Origin of the sequence: Blastococcus sp. KM273128, assembly GCF_021698975.1 — a bacterium.
In the GTDB taxonomy this organism is placed as follows: domain Bacteria; phylum Actinomycetota; class Actinomycetes; order Mycobacteriales; family Geodermatophilaceae; genus Blastococcus.
In genome coordinates this window covers 1-23017 of the sequence record NZ_SSXA01000064.1, presented here as the reverse complement: position 1 = coordinate 23017, position 23017 = coordinate 1, and the positions used below count along the sequence as shown (strand labels likewise).

At 75.5% G+C, this 23017-nt stretch carries 26 protein-coding genes; 7 read left to right on the top strand and 19 right to left on the bottom strand.

What is annotated here, in order from left to right; genetic code table 11:
* Positions 1–119: 119 nt before the first annotated feature.
* The 5 genes from E9529_RS16425 to E9529_RS16405 are packed head-to-tail and all read right to left on the bottom strand — an operon-like array spanning position 120 to position 4608.
* Positions 120–365: a hypothetical protein gene (locus E9529_RS16425; RefSeq protein ID WP_236832311.1), complete on the bottom strand. Its 246-nt coding sequence runs from the start codon at positions 363–365 to the stop codon at positions 120–122.
* Positions 362–1801 carry a glycosyltransferase family 2 protein gene (locus E9529_RS16420; protein WP_236832309.1) on the bottom strand — a complete coding sequence of 480 codons (1440 nt, stop codon included), beginning with the start codon at positions 1799–1801 and terminating at the stop codon, positions 362–364. The genes E9529_RS16425 and E9529_RS16420 overlap by 4 nt, the downstream gene beginning before the upstream one ends.
* Positions 1798–2547, bottom strand: coding sequence for a histidinol-phosphatase (locus tag E9529_RS16415; protein WP_236832308.1), 750 nt, complete (start codon positions 2545–2547; stop codon positions 1798–1800). Before E9529_RS16415 ends, E9529_RS16420 begins: the two co-directional genes overlap by 4 nt.
* Positions 2544–3533 (bottom strand): ATP-grasp domain-containing protein, encoded by a 990-nt coding sequence (locus tag E9529_RS16410; protein ID WP_236832307.1) that lies wholly within the window; start codon positions 3531–3533, stop codon positions 2544–2546. The genes E9529_RS16415 and E9529_RS16410 overlap by 4 nt, the downstream gene beginning before the upstream one ends.
* Entirely contained in the window at positions 3526–4608 is a 1083-nt protein-coding gene (locus E9529_RS16405; RefSeq protein WP_236832306.1) for a response regulator, read from the bottom strand. The genes E9529_RS16410 and E9529_RS16405 overlap by 8 nt, the downstream gene beginning before the upstream one ends.
* Before the next feature lie 240 nt (positions 4609–4848).
* On the opposite strand from E9529_RS16405, the gene E9529_RS16400 reads away from it, so the two are divergent.
* A complete protein-coding gene (locus E9529_RS16400; RefSeq protein WP_236832305.1) occupies positions 4849–5559 on the top strand; it encodes a response regulator transcription factor in 711 nt (236 codons plus the stop codon).
* Between the two features lie 6 nt (positions 5560–5565).
* Here the strand turns inward: E9529_RS16400 and E9529_RS16395 are convergent, their stop codons facing one another.
* The 11 genes from E9529_RS16395 to E9529_RS16345 all read right to left on the bottom strand — a co-directional run bounded on the left by E9529_RS16395 (position 5566) and on the right by E9529_RS16345 (position 14622).
* Entirely contained in the window at positions 5566–6222 is a 657-nt protein-coding gene (locus tag E9529_RS16395) for a response regulator (RefSeq protein ID WP_236832304.1), read from the bottom strand.
* Positions 6216–6692, bottom strand: a complete 477-nt coding sequence (locus E9529_RS16390) for a hypothetical protein (RefSeq protein WP_236832303.1) — start codon at positions 6690–6692, stop codon at positions 6216–6218. Before E9529_RS16390 ends, E9529_RS16395 begins: the two co-directional genes overlap by 7 nt.
* Positions 6689–7306, bottom strand: a complete 618-nt coding sequence (locus tag E9529_RS16385; protein ID WP_236832302.1) for a signal peptidase I — start codon at positions 7304–7306, stop codon at positions 6689–6691. Before E9529_RS16385 ends, E9529_RS16390 begins: the two co-directional genes overlap by 4 nt.
* Positions 7307–7338: 32 nt before the next feature.
* On the bottom strand, positions 7339–7953 hold the full coding sequence (locus E9529_RS16380) for a CalY family protein (RefSeq protein WP_236832301.1): 615 nt from the start codon (positions 7951–7953) through the stop codon (positions 7339–7341).
* A gap of 123 nt (positions 7954–8076) precedes the next feature.
* A complete protein-coding gene (locus E9529_RS16375; protein WP_236832300.1) occupies positions 8077–9843 on the bottom strand; it encodes an ATP-binding protein in 1767 nt (588 codons plus the stop codon).
* Entirely contained in the window at positions 9840–10274 is a 435-nt protein-coding gene (locus E9529_RS16370; protein WP_236832299.1) for a response regulator transcription factor, read from the bottom strand. The genes E9529_RS16375 and E9529_RS16370 overlap by 4 nt, the downstream gene beginning before the upstream one ends.
* A 207-nt stretch (positions 10275–10481) precedes the next feature.
* Positions 10482–11216 carry a DUF3618 domain-containing protein gene (locus tag E9529_RS16365; protein WP_236832298.1) on the bottom strand — a complete coding sequence of 245 codons (735 nt, stop codon included), beginning with the start codon at positions 11214–11216 and terminating at the stop codon, positions 10482–10484.
* Between the two features lie 37 nt (positions 11217–11253).
* Positions 11254–11775, bottom strand: a complete 522-nt coding sequence (locus E9529_RS16360) for a phage holin family protein (RefSeq protein WP_236832297.1) — start codon at positions 11773–11775, stop codon at positions 11254–11256.
* Positions 11775–12623: a hypothetical protein gene (locus E9529_RS16355; RefSeq protein WP_236832295.1), complete on the bottom strand. Its 849-nt coding sequence runs from the start codon at positions 12621–12623 to the stop codon at positions 11775–11777. The genes E9529_RS16360 and E9529_RS16355 overlap by 1 nt, the downstream gene beginning before the upstream one ends.
* A gap of 299 nt (positions 12624–12922) precedes the next feature.
* Positions 12923–13702 carry an enoyl-CoA hydratase/isomerase family protein gene (locus tag E9529_RS16350; protein ID WP_236832294.1) on the bottom strand — a complete coding sequence of 260 codons (780 nt, stop codon included), beginning with the start codon at positions 13700–13702 and terminating at the stop codon, positions 12923–12925.
* Complete coding sequence (locus E9529_RS16345) at positions 13702–14622, bottom strand: neutral zinc metallopeptidase (protein WP_236832292.1); 921 nt, start codon at positions 14620–14622, stop codon at positions 13702–13704. The genes E9529_RS16350 and E9529_RS16345 overlap by 1 nt, the downstream gene beginning before the upstream one ends.
* 121 nt (positions 14623–14743) lie before the next feature.
* On the opposite strand from E9529_RS16345, the gene E9529_RS16340 reads away from it, so the two are divergent.
* Positions 14744–15187 (top strand): nitroreductase family deazaflavin-dependent oxidoreductase, encoded by a 444-nt coding sequence (locus tag E9529_RS16340; protein ID WP_236832291.1) that lies wholly within the window; start codon positions 14744–14746, stop codon positions 15185–15187.
* A gap of 12 nt (positions 15188–15199) precedes the next feature.
* Here E9529_RS16340 and E9529_RS16335 read toward each other — a convergent pair whose 3' ends face one another.
* Positions 15200–16261: a winged helix DNA-binding domain-containing protein gene (locus E9529_RS16335; RefSeq protein ID WP_236832289.1), complete on the bottom strand. Its 1062-nt coding sequence runs from the start codon at positions 16259–16261 to the stop codon at positions 15200–15202.
* 60 nt (positions 16262–16321) lie between these two features.
* Between E9529_RS16335 and E9529_RS16330 the strand changes: the two genes are divergently transcribed.
* From E9529_RS16330 to E9529_RS16320, 4 genes are all read left to right on the top strand, one after another.
* Positions 16322–16903: a bifunctional 2-polyprenyl-6-hydroxyphenol methylase/3-demethylubiquinol 3-O-methyltransferase UbiG gene (locus E9529_RS16330; RefSeq protein WP_236832288.1), complete on the top strand. Its 582-nt coding sequence runs from the start codon at positions 16322–16324 to the stop codon at positions 16901–16903.
* A 52-nt stretch (positions 16904–16955) separates the two neighbouring features.
* Positions 16956–17081: a hypothetical protein gene (locus tag E9529_RS22145; protein WP_255709289.1), complete on the top strand. Its 126-nt coding sequence runs from the start codon at positions 16956–16958 to the stop codon at positions 17079–17081.
* Positions 17082–17186: 105 nt separating this feature from the next.
* Positions 17187–17483: a three-helix bundle dimerization domain-containing protein gene (locus E9529_RS16325; RefSeq protein ID WP_236832286.1), complete on the top strand. Its 297-nt coding sequence runs from the start codon at positions 17187–17189 to the stop codon at positions 17481–17483.
* A 42-nt stretch (positions 17484–17525) separates the two neighbouring features.
* Positions 17526–19145, top strand: coding sequence for an ABC-F family ATP-binding cassette domain-containing protein (locus tag E9529_RS16320; protein ID WP_236832284.1), 1620 nt, complete (start codon positions 17526–17528; stop codon positions 19143–19145).
* On the opposite strand, the gene E9529_RS16315 is transcribed toward E9529_RS16320, so the two are convergent.
* A complete protein-coding gene (locus E9529_RS16315) occupies positions 19146–20363 on the bottom strand; it encodes an alanine racemase (protein WP_236832283.1) in 1218 nt (405 codons plus the stop codon).
* Positions 20364–20468: 105 nt separating this feature from the next.
* Between E9529_RS16315 and E9529_RS16310 the strand changes: the two genes are divergently transcribed.
* Positions 20469–21806, top strand: a complete 1338-nt coding sequence (locus E9529_RS16310) for a D-arabinono-1,4-lactone oxidase (protein WP_236832281.1) — start codon at positions 20469–20471, stop codon at positions 21804–21806.
* Positions 21807–21815: 9 nt separating this feature from the next.
* On the opposite strand, the gene E9529_RS16305 is transcribed toward E9529_RS16310, so the two are convergent.
* Positions 21816–22709 (bottom strand): oxidoreductase, encoded by an 894-nt coding sequence (locus tag E9529_RS16305; RefSeq protein WP_236832280.1) that lies wholly within the window; start codon positions 22707–22709, stop codon positions 21816–21818.
* Between the last annotated feature and the right edge of the window lie 308 nt (positions 22710–23017).

The following is a 23017-nucleotide window of genomic DNA, read 5'->3' as shown; positions in this document are numbered from 1 at the left end:
CGACGCACCATCGGCCACCAGCCGCCACGCCGCTGGCCCGAGCGCCAGCCGTCACGCCGTCACCCTCCGCTCAACGCCGGTTACCCAACACCCTCTCAGGCGCCGAGGAGTGCTGCGACTCAGGCGCCGAGGAGTGCGCTGCGCACCAGGTACAGCAGGACCACCACGGCGACCGCCACGGCGAGCCCCACCCACAGCCGGCGCTCGCGCACCCGGTCGGCCTCGGTCTCGTCGGCCAGCGCGACCGGGTCGGCCCACATCGGGGGCAGCCCCCCGCAGCGGGCGAGCAGCTCCTCGGTGAGCACGACCGGCGGGCTCACCCGGAACGGCTGCCCGGCCCCGACCAGGTGGTGGACGCGGCTCATACGGTGACCCTCCCGGTCTTCTCGGTCTTGTCCCAGGTCATCGCGGCCCCGCGGAACTCCTTGACGTAGGCGTCCACGGTGATCGCGCACATCATCGGCCCGAAGCCGACCAGGTAGAGCGCCAGCGGCGTCAGCGGCCGGCCCCAGCGGGTGCCCTCGAGCTTGCGCACCCCGTAGGCCAGCGGGATGCAGAGCACCAGCCAGCTGTAGACGAACAGCGTCCAGAACGTCTCCGCCCCGCCGGACAGCGGGATCAGCCCCGGGAAGGCGGCCGAGAGCAGGACGACGAAGGAGACGGCGCCGGGGAACAGCAGCGCCTCCCGCCACACCTTGAGGCCGGTGCGCGGGTCGACCGACATCGTCAGCGTGATCATGAAGACGAAGGTGGCGATCGGCACGAAGACCGCCGCGCCGAACACCTCCGAGGCGAGCTCGCTGTCGAGCAGGTACAGCCCGACCAGGCCGACCGAGGTGAGCAGCATCGCCACCGGCAGCAGCAGGATCGCGAACCAGAAGATCCCGAAGAAGAATCCGCCCAGCCCCGGGTGCACCGACCGGCGGAACCACAGGTGCCGGTACATCGAGGTGATCTGCACGTTCCCGCGCGCCCAGCGCAGCCGCTGCTTCCACAGCGCGTCGACGCCGGCCGGCTCCTCGGCCAGCACGCGGGCGTGCGGCTCGAAGACGACGCGGCGCCCGGCGAGCTGGGTGCGGAAGGTCGTGACGGTGTCCTCGGCCAGCGACGAGGTGTCGATCTGGCCGCCGATAGCCACGAGGTTCTCCCGCGAGTGCAGCTGGGCGCCCCCGGCCAGGCAGGCCATCGCGCCGGCGACGTTCTGCGCCCGGCGGGAGGCGGCCTGCGCGGCCAGGTAGTCGAACCCGATGAACCGGGTGATGCCCTCGGGGTCGCCGCTGCCCTCGCGGATGTAGGCGGTGACCGCGCCGACGGTGGGGTCGGCGAGGTGGCGGGTCATCTTGCGCAGCGAGGCCGGCTCGTAGATGACGTCGGCGTCCATGATCAGGAGCGCCTCCATCCAGTCGTCGGCGAGGATCTCGCGCAGCCCGTGGTTGAGGGTGTGCGCCTTGCCCTCCCCACCCTTCTCGCGGCGCAGGTGCACCACCCGGCCCGGGAAGCGAGCGGCGCAGGCGGCGAGCACCGCGGGGGTGTCGTCGGTGCTGGCGTCGTCGACGACGTACACCCGCAGCCGGTCGGGCGGGTAGTCCAGCCGCATCAGCCGCTCGATCGAGGTGGTGAGCACCGCGGCCTCGTTCCAGGCCGGAATCACCACCGCGACGTTGGGCAGGTACGGGCCGGTCTCCCGGTAGTGGTTGCGCACCGCGTGGAACGGGATGACCAGGAACTGCGCCAGCCCGGCCAGGACCGGCACCGCCCCGATGCCCACCAGCACCAGCAGGACGACGGTCAGCGCGGTCACCGGGCACCGACCAGCCGGGTCGCCGACGCCGCGTCCGCCACCCAGGAGTAGCGGCCCACCGTGGCGGCCTCGTGGCTGTCGGTGGAGCCGACCAGGGTCACGCCGGCGGCCGCGAGGGCCAGCACGACGCGCGGCCCGGGGCAGCGCCACTTCTCGTTGACCTCGACGGTGGTGCCGGTGCGCACCGCGGCGTCGGCGATCGCGGCCACGTGCTCGTCGAGCAGGTCGCTCTCGTGCAGCCCGATCTTGGGCAGCAGCGAGAAGAGGTGGGCGAGCTGGCCGCGGCCGGCCCGCCCCATCGCGCGCACCGTGGCCGCGACGAGGATCGACAGGGCGTCCTGGCCGGACAGCCCCTTCTCCATAGCCTCGAGCGTGCGGCGGGGGCTCCACGGGCCGTCGGGCCCGGGGAACTGGTGGTCGGCGATGAGGACCCGGTCCACCCCGCCCGGCCCGACGACGAGGTCCTCGGGCACGTCCAGGCGCCCGGAGGCGTCCAGGATCTTGGCCTCGACGCCGGTGAGCACCTCCAGCCCGTCGACGCGGGGGAGCGCGGCGACCTCGGCGAGGAAGCCGGGCACCCACGTCGTCGTCGTCCGGACGTGGTCGACCATGCGGATGCTGGCCAGGCCCGTGTCCCGGGCGGCGACCAGGTTCTCCGCCGGCGCGCTCACCGCGTCGTCGGACCAGGTGGAGTGCACGTGGTGGTCGGTCAGCAGCAGGTCGAGCTGCTGCAGCGCGGCGGTCATCGGGCGGCCTCCTCGGCGACGACGTCGGACGGGGCGAGGAAGACGTCCTCCAGGTACCGGACGACGGCGAGCTCGCGGAACGGCACCTCGGCCGGCAGCGGCCGGCCGAGCGCCAGGTCGAGGGCGAGCGAGGGCATGTCGACGCCGGCGGCGACGGTCAGCGGCATCGCGCCGGGGAACCGCGGGTTGACCTCCAGCAGGGCCGGGCGGCCCGCGGCGTCGCGCCGCAGCTGCACGTTGGCCACCCCGACCAGCCCGATGGCGCGGGCCACCCGGCGGGCGGTCTCCTCCAGCTCCGGGTCGGCCACGGTGGCCCCGGCGACCGAGACGCCGGAGTCGACCCGCAGCCGGGACCGCGGCACGGCGGCGACCACGTGCCCGTCGGCGTCGGCCAGCGTGTCGACCGAGTACTCGTCCCCGGGCAGGTGGGCCTGCACGAGGGTGTCCTCGTCGCGGCCCAGGGCGCGCAGCGCGGCGGCGTCCTCGACCAGGTGCACCCCGCGGGACCCGGCGCCGCGGCGCGGCTTGACGATGACCGGGTACTCCCAGCCGTCCGGGTCGGTCTCGCCGAGCAGCGCGGTGCGCGGCGTGGGCAGCACCTCGGTGCAGCGCTGCGCCAGCGCGTACTTGTCCAGGCAGACCTCGAGCGTCTCCAGGCTCGGGGCGGCCAGCGTGGTGCCGACGGCGTCCAGGCGCTTGCGCTCGGCGGCCAGCCGCGGCAGCTCGACGTCCACGGTGGAGAACAGCACGTCGACCCGCTCGCGCTCGCACAGCGCGACCAGGTGGTCGACGAACTCCTCGGCGAGCCCGGGCCGGACCAGGTGCCGGGCACCGGCCTCGACGAGGTAGAGGCCGCTGGCGTAGCGGTCCATGTCGGCGGCGAGCAGCACGACGTCGTCGCGCCGGGCCAGCGAGCGCAGGACCGCGATGCCGGCGGGGCCGCCGGCCCCGGTGACGAGGACGCGGGTGGGGGTGGGGTCAGACACCGAAGGGCTCCGGGGTGGTCGAGGTGGCGGGGGAGGGCTGCTGGAAGGCGGACTCGCTGGTCGCGCCGACGACGCCACCGGCGTCGCGGACCACCTCGAGCGGCTCGCAGTACTGGCCGCCGCTGCCGTAGCGGGACCAGTAGCGGGCGGTGGCCAGGACGAAGTCGTCCTGCAGGTAGGCGCGGATGCCGGCCTGCGAGCGGAAGCTCCTGAGCAGGTCGAGCTTGGTGCGGGTGAAGCCGTCGATGGAGACGAAGCGCGACGGCCGGAAGTCGATCGTCGCCGAGGGGCTCTGGAAGCAGGCCACCGTCGGCACGTTCCGGGTCGCGACGGTCGCGGCCTGGTGCACCGCCCGGTGGTCCTGGTGCCGGTCGTTGGCCGAGTGCGTGTAGACGATCGTCGGCCGCACCTCGGCCACGACGCGCTCGATGATCGACATGGTCGGGTCCATCGGGCTGATGCGGGTGTCCTCGAGGTCCTCGAGGAAGAGGCGGGCGCCGATCAGCTCGGCGGCGGCCAGCGACTCCTCCTGCCGGTCGCCCACCTCGCCGCCGCGGGCACCGCGGGACAGGGTGAGTATCACGACCTGGTCGCCGGCGGAGCGGTGCGCGGCCAGGGTGCCGCCGACGCCGATCTCGACGTCGTCGGGGTGGGCGCCGATCGCGAGCACGGTCTGCCGCTGCGGCGCCGCGGCGCGCTTGGCCTGCGCGGTCTCGGCCAGCCGGCGGATCGTCGCGGCGAGGGTGTCCTTGGGCACCGGCTTGACGAGGAACTCGTCGGCCTGGCGGCGCAGGGCGTCCACGGCGTAGTCGACCGACGCGTGCGCCGTCATCACCGTCACCGGCAGGTCCGGGCGCAGCGCGCGCAGCCGGTCGAGGAACTCCAGCCCCGTCATGCCCGGCATCTCGATGTCGGTGATGGCGGCGTCGAACTCGGTGCGCCCGGCGAGGGCCAGCGCCTCGAGCGGGTCCGCGCAGGTGGTCACGGCCATGCCGCCCCGCTGCAGCACGGTGCGCACGAAGAGTGCGGTGTCGGGGTCGTCGTCGACGACCAGGACGTGCAGAGCACCGTCCACGGTTCCGGCTCCCGTCGGTCGGGTCCCCCGGGGTCGCCGGGAGGGGGAACAGGTGTCCCCGCGGGGGTTGACGGCCGTCTTGGCCGGGCCCATGAGCCGAGCCCCGGGCTCCTCACCCGATGGGGTGGGCCGGGGGACGGGGCGCCCGCTCAAGCCTTCCGGCCGGCGTGCCGATCACCCGGTCAGGTGACCGGAGGACCAGCCTCCGCACGCACAGCGAGCGAACGAGGAGGGGACGTCGTGCCGGAGCAGTCCGTGCTCGTGGTGGAGGACACCGAGGAGATCCGCGAGCTCGTGACCACGGTGCTCGGGCGGGCGGGGTTCGCCGTGCGCGCCGTCGGCACCGGGGGCGAGGCCCTCGAGGAGGTGCGGCGCGACCCGCCGGACCTGATCGTGCTCGACCTCGGGCTCCCGGACGCCGACGGCACCGAGGTGTGCCGGCAGATCCGCACCGAGACCCCCTGCTACGTGCTCATGCTCACCGCGCGGGCCGAGGAGGTGGACCTGCTCATCGGGCTGGCCGTCGGCGCCGACGGGTACATGGCCAAGCCGTTCTCCCCGCGCGAGCTCGTGGCCCGGGTGCAGGCGATGCTGCGCTTCCCGCGGACCGCCCCGCAGCCGGCCGCGACGCCGGCCGCGGACGCGGAGTCGGTGCGCCGGCTCGCCGAGCTCGAGGTCGACGAGGACAGCCGCGAGGTGCGGGTCGACGGCGAGGTCGTCGACCTGACACGCACCGAGTTCGACCTGCTGGCCGCGCTCGCCTCCCGGCCGGGCCGGGTGCTGCAGCGGGAGACGCTGCTGCGCGAGGTCTGGCACACCGACTGGGAGGGCAACCTGCGCCTGGTCGAGGCGCACATGTCCAACCTGCGCCGCAAGCTCGTCGCCGCCGGGCTCAGCTCACCGGAGATCAAGACCGTCCGCGGCGTCGGCTACCGCCTCGTCGCCGCGTAGCCCGGTTCAGACGCCGGCGAGCTGCTGCAGCCGGGCGACCCGCGAGTGGGCGAGCACCCCGCGGCGGGCGTCGGCGGCGATCTCCTGGCAGATCGAGGCGACCTCCGGGTGGCCCAGCTGACCGCTGGTCCCGGCCAGGGTGTGCGCCGCGAAGGCGACCGCGGTGGCGTTCCCGGCGCGGGTGTGCCAGTCGATCGCCGACAGCCGCGAGGGCAGCGCCTCGGCGTACACGCCCTGCAGCCGGGACATCAGCTCGGCGTCGACCAGGTCGTCGTCGGCGCCGGCGTCGTCGGCCTGCGCGCCCGGCCCCGTGGTCCGGGCGCGCAGGAGGTCCAGCAGGGCCCGCGCCGTGACGGGGGCGGCGAGGGTGACCAGCGCCCCGGCGGCCGCGGCCTCGGCGCGGTCCTCGTCGGTCGGGTGGGCGGTGACGACGACGAAGCGGGCGCGGGAGCCGTTCCGCCGCATCCGGCGCAGCATCTCGGCGCCCGAGCCGCCGGGCAGGGTGAGGCCGGTGACGACGAGGTCGACGTCGGTGACCAGCGCCAGGCGGACGGCGTCCTCGGGGCCGGTGGCCTGCTGGACGTGCCAGCCGCCGAGGCAGAGCAGGTCGGCGAGGTGGTCGCGGGCGGCGGGGTCGCCGTCGACGACGAGGGCGGTCAGCACGACAGCACCGGCGTGCGCGGCGAGTCGCCGGTCCAGCCGTAGCTGGTGAGGGTCCGGACGGAGACCGTCGCGCGGTAGGCGGAGAGGTAGGAGGCCGGCACCGTGGTGGTGAAGCTGCGCGTCCCGGCCGCGGTGCGGGCCAGCTCCGCCTCGCCGCCCGCGGCGGGGTGCGCGACGATCGCGTAGCCGGTGACGCCCCGCGGGGTGCTGGAGGCCGGCCAGCTGACGGTGGCCCGGTACATCTGGGTAAAGGTGGTGACGTACCGGCCGTTGGACCAGTAGCCGCCGGTCGCCTCCCAGTAGCAGTAGTCGTCCACGGTGACCGAGGCCGGGCCGGTGACGGTGAGCGTCGGGATCCTGGTGCTGACCACGGCGGTGTCGCTGAACGCGGCCCACGCGGGGAGGGCGGCGCCGAGCGCGACGGCGACGGCGAGCCCGGCCACGACCAGGCTGCGGCGGATGCGGCTCATGCTCGCTCCTCGGTCTCGTTCCGGGCGGGGCGCCAGATGGTCAGGAGCAGCCAGCCGGCGAGCAGCGCGGGCGCCCCGTAGAGCAGCACCTGGCTGACGACCGGGGTGCGCAGGAGCCGGACCAGGTGGCCGACCTCCGGGATGACCGCGCGGACCTGGTAGACCGTGTCGCCCTGGAGGCCCGCGGTCCACGGGTCGATCGCCTCGTTGGCGTCGCCCTTGGTCTGCACGGCGACCGTGCCGTCCTCGGCCCGGTCGACCGAGACGACGCGGTGGGTGACGAGGCTGTGGTCGCCCACCGGCATGTGGTACGTGATCACCATGCCCTCGGTGAGCTCCCCGACGGCGATCGGGGTGGCGATGGTGATGTCACCCGGCTCGATGCCCGGCGCCATGCTCGCGGTCAGCATGGTCATCGTGCGGTAGCCGAGCAGGTGCGGTCCGACGGCCAGGACGGCGAAGGCCAGGACGGCGACCCCCATGACGCCGCGGACCAGCCACGGGGTCGTGCGGCCCACGGTGCGGCGGAACCGGCCGGCCGCGGGGCGCGTGTCCTCGCTCGGGGTCAGCTCGGGAGCTGACCCCGCGGCGCGGACGGGGATGACGGTGGTCATGGCGGGATCTCCGAGAGGTCGTCGGGCGGGGGTCAGCGGGCGGTGCCGGCGGCCTGCGTGCCGGTGAAGGTGAGCTTCAGGGTGGCGGTCTTGCCCTGGAAGTCGTTGCCGGCCGCGGTGGGCAGCGAGATCGAGAAGACCAGGTGGTCCGACGCGCCCGCGGTCATCGACTTGAGGCCGGGGAGGTCGACGGCCTTGAGCACCGGCCCGGACGAGAGCTGCTTCTCGCCGCTGGCGCAGGTGTAGGTGCGGGCCGCCTCGGTGCCGCCCTGGGTCCACGGGACGTCGCAGGACTTCACGGTCAGCTGCAGCCCGTTGGCCGTGCCGTTGGTGAGGACGCTCGACGAGGAGTCCGTGGCGGAGATGCCGACCGAGGCGAGGCCGGTGCTGCCGTCGTTCTTCAGCGTCACCGCGCGGGTCAGGCTGTCGCCGGGAACGAAGCCGGCCGTGGTCACCGGGATGGCCGCCGCAGGCTGGGTCAGGTCGATCGAGACCGTGCCGGAGCTGATGGTGGTGTCGACCGACGTGGAGTCGGTGAAGTTGCCGAAGGTGCCCAGGCCGGCGACGGCGGCGGCGGCGCCGATGACGCCGAGCGAGCCGATGACCTTGCGGGCGGTCGAGGCGGTGGTGGTGGTCGTGGTGCTCATGTCCTCGTGTCTCCTGTGTCCGGGGCGACGCCGGTGCTCCGGCGACACCGAGGACTCTGCGGGGGCAACCGCAGGCCACCCGCCAGCGATCCGCAAGGAATCCGCAAGGAATCGGGGCGTCCGTCACCCGCCGACGGGCAGGGCCATCGTGAAGGTGGTGCCCACGCCCTCGGTGCTCTCGAGGTCGAGCGTCCCGCCGTGGGCGGTCGTGATCGCCTTCGTGATGGTGAGCCCGAGCCCCACCCCGGGGACGGCGTTGCGCTGGGCGTTCGACGTCCGGAAGAAGCGGGTGAACATCTGCCCCTGCTCCCCGGCGGGGATCCCCATCCCGGTGTCGGCGACGGAGAGGAGCGCCACCGGCGCCGCCCCCGGGGCGTCGTGGTCGACGACCTCTCCGCCGGGCGTGCGCCAGCCCCGGCGCAGGACGAGGTCGATGCGCCCCCCGGCCGGCGTGAACTTGACCGCGTTGGAGACCAGGTTGTCGCAGGCCTGGCCCAGCCGGACGGCGTCGCCGGCCACCACCAGCCCGTCGTCGGGCACGTCGACGACGATCTGCACCCCCGCGGCCGCCGCGGCGACGCGGGCGGTCTCCTCGGCCGCGCGAACCACACCGGCGAGGTCGACGTCGGCCGGCTGCAGGGTGAACCGGCCGCTCTCCACCTGCGCGGTGAAGAGCAGGTCCCCGACCAGCCGCAGCAGTCGCTGGGCGTTGCGCTCCACCGTGGACAGGTACTGCCGCTGCTCGTCGGTGAGCGGCTGGTCCTCGTCGTCCATGACCAGCTCGAGGTAGCCCAGGATCGAGCTCAGCGGCGTGCGCAGCTCGTGGCTGATGAGGCTGACGAACTGGTCCTTCATCCGCTCGGTGGCGCGGGCCTCGGTCATGTCGGTGCCGACGAAGTTCCAGCCGGCGTGCGTCCCGCGGTCGTCCGAGCGCGGGGTGATGGCGACGGAGACGGTGCGGTGGCTGCCGTCGGCGGCGACGTAGGTCCAGTCCCGGACGTCGCTGCCGTGCTCCCGGGCGGCGTGCACGAGCGCCTCGAGGCCGGTGCCGCAGCCACGGTCCGCGGCGGCCGCGGTGAGCTCCTCGGGCAGGTGGAAGTCGAGGATCGAGCGGGTCCGGACCACCTCCGGGCGGGGGACGCCCAGCATCTTCTCCGCGCCGGGGTTCCAGACGCGGATGGTGCCGTCCCGGTCGGTGCCGATGATCGACTGCTCGGTGACCGCGTCGATCACGCTGGTCATGGTCTGGGCGCGGGCGGCCAGGATCCGCGAGGCGGTGTCCAGCTCGTCCGCGCGGCTCTGCACCTGCGCCAGCAGCGCGGCCTGCTCCCGCTCCAGCTGCCCGATGTGCCGCGCCTGCGCGGCCAGGCGGCGGGAGGTGCCGTGCACCGCCGCGCTCCCGGCGGCGACCACGAGGGTCCCGAGCAGGAGGGCGCCGGGCAGGTCGCCGGCGGGGGAGGAACCGGTGAGCGCGGGCACCGCCGCCACCGCGGCGCTCCCGACGACCCCGACCAGCAGCCCGCGGCGGTCCGGTTGCGTCGCGAGCGCCCACAGGGGGCCCACGAGCAGCAGCAGCGTCGTCGCGGACCCGGTGCCCGCGTGCAGGAGCGCGACGGCGCCCAGCTGCGCCGCGGGGACGGCGACGGAGCCCGCGGCGGAGCGGGCCCGGCGGGCGGCCCACGCGGCACCGGTGGCAGCCGAGGCAGCGGCCAGGCCGGCGAGGACGAGGCCGCCGTCGGCGACGGGGATCGAACGGGTGAGCAGCAGCACCGCGGCCGCGGCGAACAGGACCGTGCCCAGCAGGTGCGCCTGCGCGGCCTCCGGCCCGGTGGACCAGCGGGTCCAGGGGCTGCGGGCTCCCTGCGGGCGGTCGAGGACGGCGAGGCTCATGCCACCGGCTCCCGCACCGCCAGCGCGCGCACCTGCTGGACCAGTCCGGCCACGGTGAACGGCTTGGGCAGGTAGGCGTCGGCCCCCGCGGCCAGCCCGCGGGCGACCTCGTCCGGGGAGGCGCCGGCCGACAGCAGCAGGATGCGGATGCCGGCGGTCGCGGGGGTGGCGCGGAGGGCGGCGCAGACCTCGAGGCCGGTGGCGCCCGGCATGGAGACGTCCAGGACGGCCAGGTCGGGCAGTTCGGCCTGCGCGGCGGAGAGCGCCGTCGAGCCGTCGGGAGCCGCGACGACCACCTGACCGCCGGCCTTGCGGACGGCCAGGCAGACCAGGGCGCGGATGTCGTCCTCGTCGTCGGCGACGAGCACGCGGATCGCACCGGGGGCCGGTCCGGCGGGGCGCCCGCCGGGGGAGTGCAGGGCCGGGTCCACGGGAGCTCCCGTTCGGTCGTGGTCCCACCCGGGGCTGCGGGGGACCGGGGTCGTCGTCCCTGGGAGGAACGGCGCCCGACCGGGGGGCCTGCAGCAGGCGGTGCGCCGGCTCACCCGTCGGGGTGGTGCCGGACGCGGACAGCGCTGCGCCCCGCCGGGTGAGCCCGGCGGGGCGCAGCGTGCGTGCGGGTCGGCCGACCCGCGGTGTCAGGAGCCGGAGGACCGGCTCTGCACCGACTCCTTGGACTGCTGGGCCTGGCCCTGCACCGTGTCCTTGGAGTGCTGAGCCTGGCCCTGCACCGTGTCCTTGGACTGCTGGGCCTGGCCCTGCACGTCCTGGGCGGCCGACTGGCCCTCCTGCTTGACGGTCTCGGTCGCGTCCTGGGCGGTGGCCTTGACTTCCTCGACGGCGTGCTGCGCGGCGGGCTTGAGCTGCTCGCCCATCTCCTGCGCCGCCTGCTTGGCCGGCTGGAGCAGCGCGTCCTTGTTCTCGCGGAACGCCGTCTCGGCCTGGTGGGCGAGCTCCTGCTCCTTCTGGGAGGCGGGGAGCAGGCTGGACACCAGCCACCCCGCACCGAAGGCGATCAGCCCGGCGGCGAGCGGGTTGCCCTGCGCCTGGCGCACGATCGTGTCCGGTGCCTGCTGGACGGCGCCGACCGCGGACGAGGCCGCGTCCTGCACGCTGCCGGCCGCGTTCGAGGCCGCGCCCTGCACGGAGCCGGCCGCGTCCGAGGCCCGGTGCTGGGCCGAGGAGGTGGTGTCGTGGGCGGACCCCATCACCTTCTCCTTGAGCGAGGTCATGCGGCCCTTGGCCGCGGTCACCCGCCGGTCCACGACGCGGGACGGGTTCACCTTCTCGTTGAGGGCGTCGACGTCGTAGCTGAGCTCGCGCCGGGTGTCCTCGATCTGCCGCCGGATGACGTCCGGGTCACTGCTGGTCATGTCTTCGGCTCCTGCCGTGTCGAGAGGGGTCAGCGGGTCAGTGGGGCTTGAGGGCGCCGGGCACCTGCTGGAGCGTGTCCACGGTGCGCTCGGGCTTGGGGTTCACCTGCTGGAACTTCTTGCGTCCCATCACGAAGGCGACGGCCCCGATCACGCCCCAGAGGACGGCCACGATCAGCCCGGCCCAGCCGGTGGGGATGGCGCTGGCCAGCGCCCACATCAGCGCGAGGGAGAGGAACAGCGCGACCATGTAGCCGGCGAACCCGGCGGCGCCGAACATCCCGGCTCCCTGGCCGGCCTTCTTGGCCTCGGTCTTGAGCTCGGCCTTGGCCAGCTCGAGCTCCTGGCGCATCAGCGTGGAGAGGTCCTTGGTGACCTCGCCGATGAGCGCGCCGACCGAGACGCCCTCGACGTCGGGGTGACCGGACTCGGTGGTGGGGGTGCCCATGTTCCCGCTGTACTGCTGGCCCTCGGAGTAGTCCGCCGCGTAGTTCTGCGCCGTCGGCTCCGCGTAGCCCTGCGAACCCGCGGGGGTGGCACCGGAGTAGGGGGAGCTCATCAGCGCACCTCACCCGGCCGGCGGGCGGGGTCGTCCCAGCCCGAGGGGGTGGTCGGCGGCACCATGCTGCCGGCCGGCGGCACCGTGCCGTACGGCGGCGGGGGCAGCGGCGCCCCGGTGCCGGTACCCGCACCCGTCGTCGCGGTGGAGTAGCCCGAGTACGTCGGCGCGGGGTCGACGTAGTTGGTGGGCGTGCTGCGGTGGTGCTGCCCGTGGTCCTGGCCCGACCCGGAGTCGCTGTGCACCGCCCGCGCGCCGCTGGTCAGCCGGCCGGCGAGGACGCCGGCCGCGGCGGCGCCGAGCAGGAACAGGCCCGGCTTGCGGCGGGCGAAGGTGCGCACCTCGTCGAGCAGCTGGGCCGGCTCGCGGTTCTGCAGCTTGTCGGCGAAGCCCTCGACCAGACCGGAGGCCTGGTGGAGCAGGTCACGCGCGGGGCCGGGGGCGCCGTCGCTGGTGCCGTCGGCCAGACCGCGCAGCTCCTGCGCGAGGGACGACAGCCCCGTCGCGGCCTTCTGCTGCTGGGCGACCGTCTGCTCCTTGAGCTGGCTGCGGCCCTGGTCGAGGAGGTCCTTGGCCTGCCGCTGGGTCTCCCCGGCGACGTGCTTGGCCTGGTCGGCGGCGGTCGAGGCGACCTGGCTGCCGGCCTGCGCGGCCGTCTGGCCGACGTTGCGGGCCTCGTCCCTGGCGACGTCCTTGGTCTGCTGGGCCTCGCCCTTGGCGACGTCCTTGGTCTGCTGGGCCTCGCCCTTGGCGGCGTCCTTGGTGGACGTGCTGTCGGTCGGGGGGGTGCTGGCGCCCGTCGTGGCCGGAACCGGCGGCGGGAACGGGGCATCGATGGAGTGAGTCATCGGTCCTCCTCGGCATGCTTCGTGGTCGGTGGGAGCGCTACCCCGGCGTCGTTCCGGCACACATCCGGACGGTGCGGGACCGCGGCCGGACGTACCGGGACGGCGAGGGGTCGGCGCCTCGTGGGTTCGGGCGCTGGAGCTGGTGCGTGCCCCGGCGCATCCGTGCGTCCCGGGGCGCGGTCGGAGGGGCGGTGGTACGGGCCGGTGCAGCGCTGCACCGGCCTCTGCCGCTCGCGAGACCCTCCGTTCCGCGCAGCGGGTCCGGTACCCGCGCCCGGGCGTGGCCGAAACGCCGGATGTCAGCCCGACCAGGGGAAGCGCGGCGCGCGGCGCTCCGCGAAGGCGGCGACGCCCTCGGCCAGCTCCCCGGCGGCGATCGTCTCCCGGTACCGGGCGGCGGCGAGCGCCTCGCCGTCCCCGCCGTCGGCGAGCGCGGCGACGACCTCCTTGGTCGAGCGCTGGGTGAGCCCCGAGCGGGCGGCCAGCACCGCGGCGAAGCGGTGCGCCTCGGCGTCGAGGTCCCCGGCGTCGACGAGCCGGTCGACCAGGCCGGTGCGCAGCGCGGTCGCCGCGTCGACCAGCTCCCCGCTGTAGAGCAGGTACTTCGTGGTCGCCGGCCCCACCAGGTCCACCAGCGCCCGGGTGGAGGCCGGCGTGTAGACGATCCCCACCTTGGCCGGGGTGACGCCGAAGACCGCCGTCGGATCCGCGAACCGCAGGTCGCAGCAGGTCGCGAGCTCGACCCCGCCGCCGATGCAGTGGCCCCGGACCACCGCGACCGTGGGCTTGGGGAAGCCGCGCAGCGCCGCCTGCGCGGCGAGGTTGTGGCGCCGCACGTCGGCCATCGGGTCGCCCGGGTCCGACCCGCCGAGGAGGTCGGAGATGTCGGCGCCGGCGCAGAAGCTGGGCCCGGCCCCGGTGACCAGCAGGACCCGGACGCCGGGGTCGGCGGCGAGCGGGGCCAGGACGTCCGGCAGGGACGCCCACATGCCCACGGTCATGGCGTTGCGCTTCGCCGGCCGGTCGATGGTGAGGACGGCGACGTGCCCGTCCCGCGTCACGCGGAGGTGGTCGGCCATCACTGGCCCAGGTCGTCGGTCGCGAAGGTGTCGCAGCGGCCCGGGTCGCCGGTCTCGTACCCGGTGAGGAACCAGCGCCGGCGCTGCTCGGAGGTGCCGTGGGTGAACGCGTCCTGGTCCACCGTCCCGCTGCCCAGGTTCTCCTGGATGAAGTCGTCGCCGATGCGCCCGGCGGCGTCCAGCGCCCGCGCGATGTCGTCGTCGGTGATCTCGGCGATCAGCGGCTGCCCCGACTCGTCGGGCACCGTCTCGGCGTGGTTCGCCCAGGCGCCGGCGAAGCAGTCGGCCTGCAGCTCCAGGCGCACGGTGCCGCTGGTGGGGCCCGACTCGCCGGGCGTCACCTGGCGGTTGATGCCCAGCAGGTTCTGCACGTGGTGGGCGTACTCGTGGGCGATGACGTAGGCGTTGACGAACAGGCCGCCCCGGGCGCCGAACTGCTGCTGCAGCTGGTCGAAGAAACTGAGGTCGATGTACACCAGCTCGTCGGCCGGGCAGTAGAACGGCCCCGACCCGCTGGTCGCGCCGCCGCAGCTGGTCTGCACCGAGCCGGAGAAGAAGACGGTCTGGGTGGGGCGGTAGTCGGCGCCGAGCACCCCGGTCCAGTAGTCCTGGATCGACTCGATGTCGGCGACCACGGCGCACTCGACCGAGTCGTTCGCGTCCGCCCCGGTGCGGCACTGCTGCTCCAGCCGGCCGTTGTCGGCGGTCTGGCCCGGTGCCAGCCCGGAGAGGCTGCCCACCGGATCGCCGGTGCCGGTGCCACCGCCGCCCAGCAGCTGGAAGAGGACCAGCACGACGATGCCGACCACCCCCAGCCCCCCGCCGCCGACGGCGAGCCCGCGGCCGCCGCCGAGACCGCCACCACCCCGGAGGTCCCGGACGCCCGACGTGTCGAGGTCGGCCCCTTCGCTGTACCGCATCCCGTGCTGCTCCTCCCGCTGTCCGGCCGGGTGCACGCTGCCACCGGGCCCGGGTTGCCGCGACTCGGACCACGCGCCCGGTCGCCGCGCAGCACCGCCGCGCCGGCCCTAGATTCGGGCCATGCCGCTGGAGGGCGAGTACGAACCGAGCACGCAGCAGTGGGTGCGCGACCAGGTCGAGCGCTACGAGGCGACCGGTGGCCGCGAGGCGAACACGCTCCTGGACACGGGGCTGCCCGTGGTCATCTTCAGCACGCGCGGGGCGAAGACCGGCAAGGTGCGCAAGCAGCCGCTCATGCGGGTCGAGCACGACGGCGCGTACGCGATGGTGGGCTCGCAGGGCGGGGCGCCGACGGACCCGGCGTGGGTGGCGAACCTGCGGGCGCACCCCGACCAGGTCACCGTGCAGGACGGCCCGGAGCCGTGGGACGGCGTGGCGCGGGAGATCTCCGGTGCCGAGCGCGACGAGTGGTGGGAGCGCGCGGTGGCCGCCTACCCGCCGTACGCCGAGTACCAGCAGAAGACCGACCGGCGCATCCCCGTGTTCCTGGTCGAGCGCCGCTGACAGCCTGGGCGCTCACGGCAGCGCGGCCGCCAGCCGGGGGACGACGTCGGCGACGGCTGCGTCGCACCCGGGGAACGGCTCGGCCTCGACGGTGCGTGCGGCGCCCCGGCCGGCCGCGCGCCACGTGCCGCTGATCCGGCCGTCGACGACCACGGTCGGGCGGAAGACGCCGTTGCGCCCGGGCACGATCCGCTCGGCGTGCGCCGGGTCCAGGACGGCGCCGCGGTCGGCGTAGCCCAGCACGAACTCGTCGAACCCGGGCAGCAGCAGCGGCGCCCGGGCGGCCTCCCGGTGCGCCGCGCAGCGGTCGGGGGTCTCCGCATCGAGGTAGTGCTCGGTGCCCTCGACCTCGATGCGCGCCAGCCGGTCGCGGACGGCGTCGAGCCCGGCGCGGACGTCGCGCACCGTCGTCCCCGCCCAGCGGACCAGGTCGTGCACCGTGGCCGGGCCGTGGCCGAGGAAGTACCGCAGCACCAGCTCGGCGAGCGCCTCCTCCCGGGTGAACCGGCGCGGCGCGCGGACCCACTCGTCGAGCAGCACGAACAGCTGCTCGCCCTCCTCCGTCGGCCCGAGGCAGAGCGTGCCGGTCTGGGCGAGGAACCACAGCAGGTGGTAGCCGCGCTGGCCGGTGGTCGCCACCCCGCCCTCGTCGATCGCCGCCAGCAGCGTGCGGCGGGAGAGCCGGCGGCCGCCCGTGAGCGCGGCGACGGCGAGGTCGCGGGCGTGCTCGGCGTCGGCGTCGGTCAGCCCGAGGGCGGCGCGGCGCCCGGCCAGCCCGGCCAGCGCGCGCGGCCCGAGCAGCTCGAGCAGCCAGGGCAGGTCGCCGGCGGGCAGCAGGTGCAGCGTCCCCCGCATCGGCCAGGAGCGGACGACGGCGCCGGTGTCGAGGGAGTGCAGCACGGCGGCTCGGTCGCGGGCGCGGGTGCGCAGGGCCAGCGAGGTCACCGCGCCCGGGAAGTCCTGGCCCTGCACCGCGAGCAGCCGGTGCACCGCGGCGGTGGCGTCCTCGGCCGGGGGCCCGGCCAGCCGCTGGGCCACCAGCCGCATGAGGGCCACGTCGTGCAGCGTCGTCACGCTCGCAGGGTGGCAGACGGGGACGACCGTCCGGGGCGATCCGGCTGCCAGACTGCCAAGGTGCGGGCGGAGGACTGGGACCGGCGGTACGCCGAGCAGGCGCAGTGGTCACCGGGGCCGAACGGGCTGGTGGCGGAGCTGCTCGCCGACGTCCCGCCGGGCACCGCCGTCGACCTCGCCGCGGGGGAGGGCCGGCACGCGCTGTGGCTGGCCGCCCGCGGGTGGGCGGTGACCGCGGTCGACTTCTCCGCCGCGGGGCTCGACCGCGGCCGCGCCCGCCCGGGCGCCGACCGGGTCGGCTGGGTGACCGCCGACGTCCTGACCTGGTCGGCGGCGGAGGGGTCGCTCGACCTGGTCCTCGTCGCCTACCTCCACCTGCCCGGCGAGCAGACGACGGCGCTGCTCACCCGGGCGGTCGGGTGGCTGCGGCCCGGCGGGCGGCTGCTGGTGCTCGGGCACGACGTGGCCAACCTGACGGCCGGCGTGGGCGGCCCGCAGGAGCCGGCGATCCTGCACAGCGTGGACCGACTGGCGCCGGTCGCCCGGCTCCTGGACGTGGACCGGCTGGAGCAGGTCCGCCGGGCCACGGCTCAGGGCACCGCGCTGGACACGCTGCTCTTGGGCCGGCGTCCGGCCGGCTGATCCCGTCGTCGCCGCGGGGCCGGGCCGCCTCCGGGCGGTAGCGTCGGCCCCCGTGATGGGCATGGGTGGGGCCGGCGGGCCGGATTCCGAGCGCCGGCGGCGGCTGGTCGCCGCGGTCGTGGTGCTGGCGATGCTGCTGGCGGCGGGTGCCACGGTGCTCTCCATCGCGCTGGGCTGAACCCGGTCAGGCCTTTGGGCCCTGGCGGCCCCGGCGGCGCCCCGGCAGCGTGTGGGACGCCGAGGCCGCTCCGGCCCGGTCACCCTCCGGATCCGAGGACCGCCGATGACCCTGGTCGTCCCGCCGAGCCCCTCCGGCCCAGCCCCCGACGACCCGACCGGCCCGGCGGCAGCGCCGGCCGGTCTCCTGCACGACCGCGGGGCCACCGGCGCGCACGGGGACGACGCCGTCAGCGCGGCCGTCGTCCGGCTGAGCGGGGAGTACTCCGGCCGGATCGCGCACCGGGCCGTCGTCCGGGTGGTCCGGGACTGCCGGCGGGACCTGGGCGGCTCGCCGGTCGGGGCGCTGCCGGAGCTGGTCGAGCGGCTGGCGCGCTACCGGCTGGACCGGTGCATCGGCTGAGCACCGCCGGAAAGCGGTTGCCCGTCCGGGCAGGATGACCCCGTGGGCTACGTCGACGTGACCGGTGTCCGGCACAGCCTCTCCGACGGGCGGGTGCTGCTGGACGACGTCTCCTTCCGCGTCGGCGAGGGGGCGCGCGCGGCGCTGGTGGGTGAGAACGGCGCGGGCAAGACGACCCTGCTGCGGATCATCGCCGGCGACCTGGTGCCCGAGGCGGGCTCGGTGGCCCGCACCGGCGGCCTCGGGGTCATGCGGCAGTTCATCGGTGCGGTGCGGGACGACACGACCGTCCAGCGGTTCCTCGTCGACCTCTCGCCGCCGGCGGTGCGCGCCGCGTGGGACGCGGTGGAGGCCGCGGAGCTGACGCTGATGGAGAGCGACGACGAGCGCGCGCAGATGGCCTACGCCGACGCGCTGGCGCAGTGGGGCGACGCCGGCGGGTACGACGCCGAGGTCACGTGGGACACGGTCACCGTCGCAGCGCTGGGCGTGCCCTACGAACGCTGCAAGTACCGCGAGCTGTCCACGCTCTCCGGCGGCGAGCAGAAGCGGCTGGCGCTGGAGGCGCTGCTGCGCGGCCCGGACCAGGTGCTGCTGCTCGACGAGCCGGACAACTACCTCGACGTGCCGGGCAAGCGCTGGCTGGAGCAGCGACTGCTGGAGACGCGGAAGACGGTGCTGTTCGTCAGCCACGACCGCGAGCTACTGGCGCGGGTCGCCGACCGCGTGGTCACCGTCGAGGGCGGGACGGCGTGGGTGCACGGCGGCGGGTTCGCCTCCTACCCCGAGGCGCGCACGGCCCGGCACGAGCGGCTGGCCGAGCTGCGCCGGCGCTGGGACGAGGAGCACGAGCGGCTGGTCGAGCTGGTCCGCACCCTGCAGCAGCAGGCGGCCAACTCGCCGGACATGGCCTCGCGGTACCGCGCGATGCAGACGCGGCTGGCCAAGTTCGAAGCCGCCGGGCCCCCGCCGGACCGGCCGCCGGAGCAGAAGGTGGCGATGCGGCTGCGCGGTGGGCGCACCGGCGTCCGCGCGGTGATCGCCGAGCAGCTGGAGCTCACCGGGTTGATGCAGCCGTTCGACCTCGAGGTCTGGTACGGCGACCGCGTCGGCGTGCTGGGCGCCAACGGGGCGGGGAAGTCGCACTTCCTGCGGCTGCTCGGCGGTCAGGACGTCGCGCACACCGGGGCGTGGCGGCTGGGGGCGCGCGTCGTCCCGGGGCTGTTCGCGCAGACCCACGCGCACCCGGAGTGGCAGGACCGGACCCCGGTCGACCTGCTCTGGCACGGGGAGCCGGGCCGGCCCGGCGTCGACCGCGGGCGGGCGATGGCGGTGCTGCGCCGGTACGGGCTCACCGAGACCGCCGACCGGCCGTTCCGCACCATGTCCGGTGGGCAGCAGGCCCGGTTCCAGATCCTCGCGCTGGAGCTGTCCGGGGCCACGCTGCTGCTGCTGGACGAGCCGACGGACAACCTCGACGTGCTCTCCGCGGAGGCGCTGGAGGAGGCGCTGGCGGCCTTCGAGGGGACGGTGCTCGCGGTGACCCACGACCGCTGGTTCGCCCGCTCCTTCGACCGCTTCCTGGTCTTCGGCTCCGACGGCCGGGTGTACGAGTCCGCCGAGCCGGTGTTCGACGAGGCGCGGGTGGCCCGCGCCCGCTGATCAGCCGAAGGCCCGGCCCTCGCCGCGGTAGGTGGGCAGTACGTCGACGACGGCGCCGCCCGCCACCGCGTGCAGCACCTCGACGTGCTCGCACAGCTCCCCGGCCTTGGCGTGGCGGAACCACACCCGGTCGCCGGAGCGCAGACCCGCGGTGCCCGGTCCGCGCAGCGGCGTCTGCACCTCGCCGACACCCTCGCCCGCCAGCCACCGCAGCCCGGCGGGGAAGGTGGGCAGCGGCAGCCGGTCGGCCCCCGGCGGCCCCGAGGCGGTCCACCCACCACCGGCCACGGTGACGACGCCGGGTGCCGGCACGCGGGTGACCGGGACGGCGAAGAAGGCGGCCGGGCGCCCGGCGAAGGCCCGGTACCCGTCGAAGAGGGTGGGGGAGTAGAGGCCCGAGCCGGCTGCCACCTCGGTGACCGCCGGCTCGGCCGCGGTCCGCTCCAGGCTGCCGGTCCCCCCGCCGTTGACGAACCGCAGCGGCGCCACTGCGGAGACGGCCGCCACCACCTCGGCCCGCCGGTGGGCGAGCTCACGGGCGGAGACGGCCTGCAGCCCGCGCACCGCCAGCCCCCGGAACGGGCGGCGCGCGGGGGCGTCCTGCAGCCCGGCGATCTGCGCCTCGTAGGCCATGAGGCCCACCAGCTCGACGCCGGGACGGTCCACCAGAGCGCGGGCCAGGGCGGCGGCCTCGCCCGGGGTGTGCACCGGCGACCGCCGGACCCCGACGTGCACCCGCCCGCCGGCGGCGCGCAGGGAGGCGTCGACGTCGAGGCACACCCGCAGCGGCGGCCGCGTGCCGGGCGGGACCACGGCGTCGACCAGGTCGAGGTGCTCGACCGAGTCCACCATCAGCGTCACCCGTTCCACCGCCTGCTCGTCGGCGGCGAGCGCCCGCAGCGCACCGGCGTCGACCGACGGGTAGCCGACGACGACGTCGGTGCTGACGGCGTCGTCCCCGCCGGCCAGCCAGAGCGCCTCGCGCAGGGAGTAGGCGAGCACGCCGGAGAAGCCGGGCCGGGCGAGCACCCGGCGCAGCACCCCGCGGCACCGGACCGACTTGCTGGCCACCCGGACCGGGCGGCCGCCGGCCCGGGAGACCAGGTCGGCCGCGTTGGCGTCGAGCGCGGCCAGGTCCACCACGGCGAACGGCGCGTCGAGCGCCGCGGTGGCGGCCTCGAGCTCAGCGTGCTCCCGGGCAGCGGGTTGCGGCCTCATCAGGGCGCAGCGTGCCCGGTGCGGAGCCGGGCGGGCAAGAGCCCGCGAGCGGTTGACCAGCGAAGGCGCAACCGCCAGAGTGCCCGCTCGACGGAGGGAGGGCGGGTGACCGAGCTGCTGGACCGGACCGCGGGCCCCACGCGCTGGCGCAACTGGGCGGGCAACCAGCGCGCCGAGGCGACGGCGGTGCACCCGGGGTCGGCGGACGAGGTCGCCCACGTGCTGACCGCGGCGGCAGCGGCCGGGCGCCGGGTGCGGCCGATCGGCAGCGGGCACTCGTTCTCGGGGATCGGGCGGCCCGATGACGTCCAGCTGGTGTGCGACCGGCTCGCCGGGATCCGGTCCCTCACCGACGACGGGCTGGTCACCGTGGGCGCGGGCACGACGCTGCACCGGCTGGGTGCCGAGCTGCTGCGCCGAGGGTGGGCGCTGACCAACCTGGGCGACATCGACCGGCAGACCGTGGCCGGGGCGCTGGCGACCGGCACGCACGGCACCGGGGCGCGGTTCGGCGGGCTGGCCACGCAGGTGCGCGGGATCGAGCTGGTGCTGCCCTCCGGGGAGGTGCTGGTCTGCGACGCGGAGCGGCATCCGGAGGTCTTCGCCGCCGCGCGGGTGGGACTGGGGGCGCTGGGGGTGGTGACGGCGGTGACGCTGCAGGCCGAGCCCGCGTTCGCGCTCCGCGCCGCCGAGGGGCCGGGCACCCTCACCGCGGCGCTGGAGGGCTTCGAGGAGCTGATGACCTCCACCGACCACGTCGAGTTCTACTGGTTCCCGCACACCGACGCGACGCTGGTGAAGCGCAACACGCGCGTCCCGCTGGCCGACGGGCTCGCCCCGTTGCCGCGCTGGCGTGCGGTGTGGGACGACGAGGTGCTGGCCAACGCCGCCTTCGCCGGGGTGGTCGCTGCCGGCCGCCGGGTGCCGGCGCTGGTGCCCGGGCTGGCGCGGTTCTCGGCGAAGGCCCTGGCCCCGCGCACGTTCACCGACCACTCGCACCGCGTCTTCGTCAGCCGGCGGCGGGTGCGCTTCCTGGAGATGGAGTACGCCGTCCCCCGTGCCGAGGCCCCGGCGGTCCTGGCCGAGCTGCGCCGGGTGCACGAGGTGGCCGACTGGCGCGCGGCGTTCCCCGTGGAGGTGCGGCTCGCCGCGGCCGACGACGTCCCCCTGTCGACGGCGTCGGGCCGGGACACCGCCTACGTCGCCGCGCACATCCCGGCCGGAGCGGAGCCGGGGGCCTGGTTCGCGGCGCTGGAGCGGATCGCCGGGCAGGTGGGCGGCCGGCCGCACTGGGGCAAGCTGCACGGCCTGGACGCGGCGGCCCTGCGCGGGCGCTACCCCCGGTTCGACGCGTTCCTCGGGCTGCGGGACCGGCTGGATCCCGGTGGGATGCTCGGCAACGAGCACCTCGACCGGGTGCTCGGGCCGGCCCCGCAGTCCTGAGCGACCGGGTCAGCCGGCGGGGTCGGGCTCGCCGGTGCCGCCGATGCGGTCGAGCTCGGCCAGCTCCTCCGGGCCGAGGACCCGCGCCGAGGCCTGGAGGTTCTCCTCGAGGTGGGCGACCGAGGAGGTGCCGGGGATGAGCAGCAGGTTGGGGGAGCGGGCCAGCAGCCAGGTGAGCGCCACCTGCATCGGCGTCGTCTCCAGGCGCCGGGCGACGGTCTCCAGGGCCGCCGACTGGAGCGGGGAGAAGCCGCCGAGGGGGAAGAACGGTGTGTAGGCGATGCCGTCGCGGGCGAGGGCGTCGATCATCGGGTCGTCGTGCCGGTGCACCAGGTTGTAGTGGTTCTGCACGCACACCACCGGGGCGATCGACCGCGCCTCGGCGAGCATCTGCGTCGTCACGTTGCTGACGCCGAGGTGGCGCACCAGCCCCTCCTGCTGCATGGCCGCGAGCGCCTCGAAGGGCTCGGCGAGCGAGCGCTCCACCGGCTCGGCGAAGCCGGGCATGCGCAGGTTCACCACGTCCAGCGCGTCGACCCCGAGGTGGTCGATGTTCTCCTGCACCGCCCGGCGCAGGTCGTCGGGGTCGAGGGCCTCGGGCCAGCCGCCGTCGGCGTCGCGCCGGGCACCGACCTTGGTGACGATGACCAGGTCGTCGGGGTAGGGGTGCAGGGCTTCGCGGATGAGCTCGTTGACGACGGTGGGGCCGTAGTAGTCGCTGGTGTCGATGTGGTCGACGCCGAGCTCGACGGCGCGGCGGAGCACGGCGATCGCGGCGTCGCGGTCGGCCGGCGGGCCCATCACGTGGGGACCGGCCAGCTGCATGGCGCCGTAGCCGATGCGGTGCACCTCCCGGTCGCCGAGGCGGTAGCTGCCGGACTTCTCCGCGGTGGTGGTGGTCATGCCCGACCCCTACCCGGCGGGGGCCGCTCATGCGCGTCCCGTCAGCGGTTCTCCGCCTTCGCCTGCCGGGACCACGAGCAGCGCTCCCGGCCCGCAGACCGGTGGTGGGCCTGCGGGTCGGGACCGTGGCGGGCTGACCGGCCGCGCCGTCAGAACGGTGGCGGGTCGTCGTCCGGGTCCGGCGGGTCTGCGGGTTGCGGTGGTGGTTGCGGTGGTGTGGTGAGGACGCGGTAGCCCGGTGGTCGGGTGGTGCGGGTGACCCCGGTGGGGGTGGTGACGGTGAGCACCCCGTCTGCGTCGAGGGTGTG

Excerpts from the sequence above, each read along its gene's own strand:
- E9529_RS16350 (WP_236832294.1), bottom strand. The coding sequence starts at position 13,702 with ATGGCCGACCACCTCCGCGTGACGCGGGACGGGCACGTCGCCGTCCTC.
- E9529_RS16365 (WP_236832298.1), bottom strand. The coding sequence starts at position 11,216 with ATGACCAGCAGTGACCCGGACGTCATCCGGCGGCAGATCGAGGACACC.
- E9529_RS16315 (WP_236832283.1), bottom strand. The coding sequence starts at position 20,363 with ATGAGGCCGCAACCCGCTGCCCGGGAGCACGCTGAGCTCGAGGCCGCC.
- E9529_RS16345 (WP_236832292.1), bottom strand. The coding sequence starts at position 14,622 with ATGCGGTACAGCGAAGGGGCCGACCTCGACACGTCGGGCGTCCGGGAC.
- E9529_RS16355 (WP_236832295.1), bottom strand. The coding sequence starts at position 12,623 with ATGACTCACTCCATCGATGCCCCGTTCCCGCCGCCGGTTCCGGCCACG.
- E9529_RS16390 (WP_236832303.1), bottom strand. The coding sequence starts at position 6,692 with ATGAGCCGCATCCGCCGCAGCCTGGTCGTGGCCGGGCTCGCCGTCGCC.
- E9529_RS16385 (WP_236832302.1), bottom strand. The coding sequence starts at position 7,306 with ATGACCACCGTCATCCCCGTCCGCGCCGCGGGGTCAGCTCCCGAGCTG.
- E9529_RS16360 (WP_236832297.1), bottom strand. The coding sequence starts at position 11,775 with ATGAGCTCCCCCTACTCCGGTGCCACCCCCGCGGGTTCGCAGGGCTAC.
- E9529_RS16340 (WP_236832291.1), top strand. The coding sequence starts at position 14,744 with ATGCCGCTGGAGGGCGAGTACGAACCGAGCACGCAGCAGTGGGTGCGC.
- E9529_RS16325 (WP_236832286.1), top strand. The coding sequence starts at position 17,187 with ATGACCCTGGTCGTCCCGCCGAGCCCCTCCGGCCCAGCCCCCGACGAC.
- E9529_RS16425 (WP_236832311.1), bottom strand. The coding sequence starts at position 365 with ATGAGCCGCGTCCACCACCTGGTCGGGGCCGGGCAGCCGTTCCGGGTG.
- E9529_RS16305 (WP_236832280.1), bottom strand. The coding sequence starts at position 22,709 with ATGACCACCACCACCGCGGAGAAGTCCGGCAGCTACCGCCTCGGCGAC.
- E9529_RS16380 (WP_236832301.1), bottom strand. The coding sequence starts at position 7,953 with ATGAGCACCACGACCACCACCACCGCCTCGACCGCCCGCAAGGTCATC.
- E9529_RS16375 (WP_236832300.1), bottom strand. The coding sequence starts at position 9,843 with ATGAGCCTCGCCGTCCTCGACCGCCCGCAGGGAGCCCGCAGCCCCTGG.
- E9529_RS16415 (WP_236832308.1), bottom strand. The coding sequence starts at position 2,547 with ATGACCGCCGCGCTGCAGCAGCTCGACCTGCTGCTGACCGACCACCAC.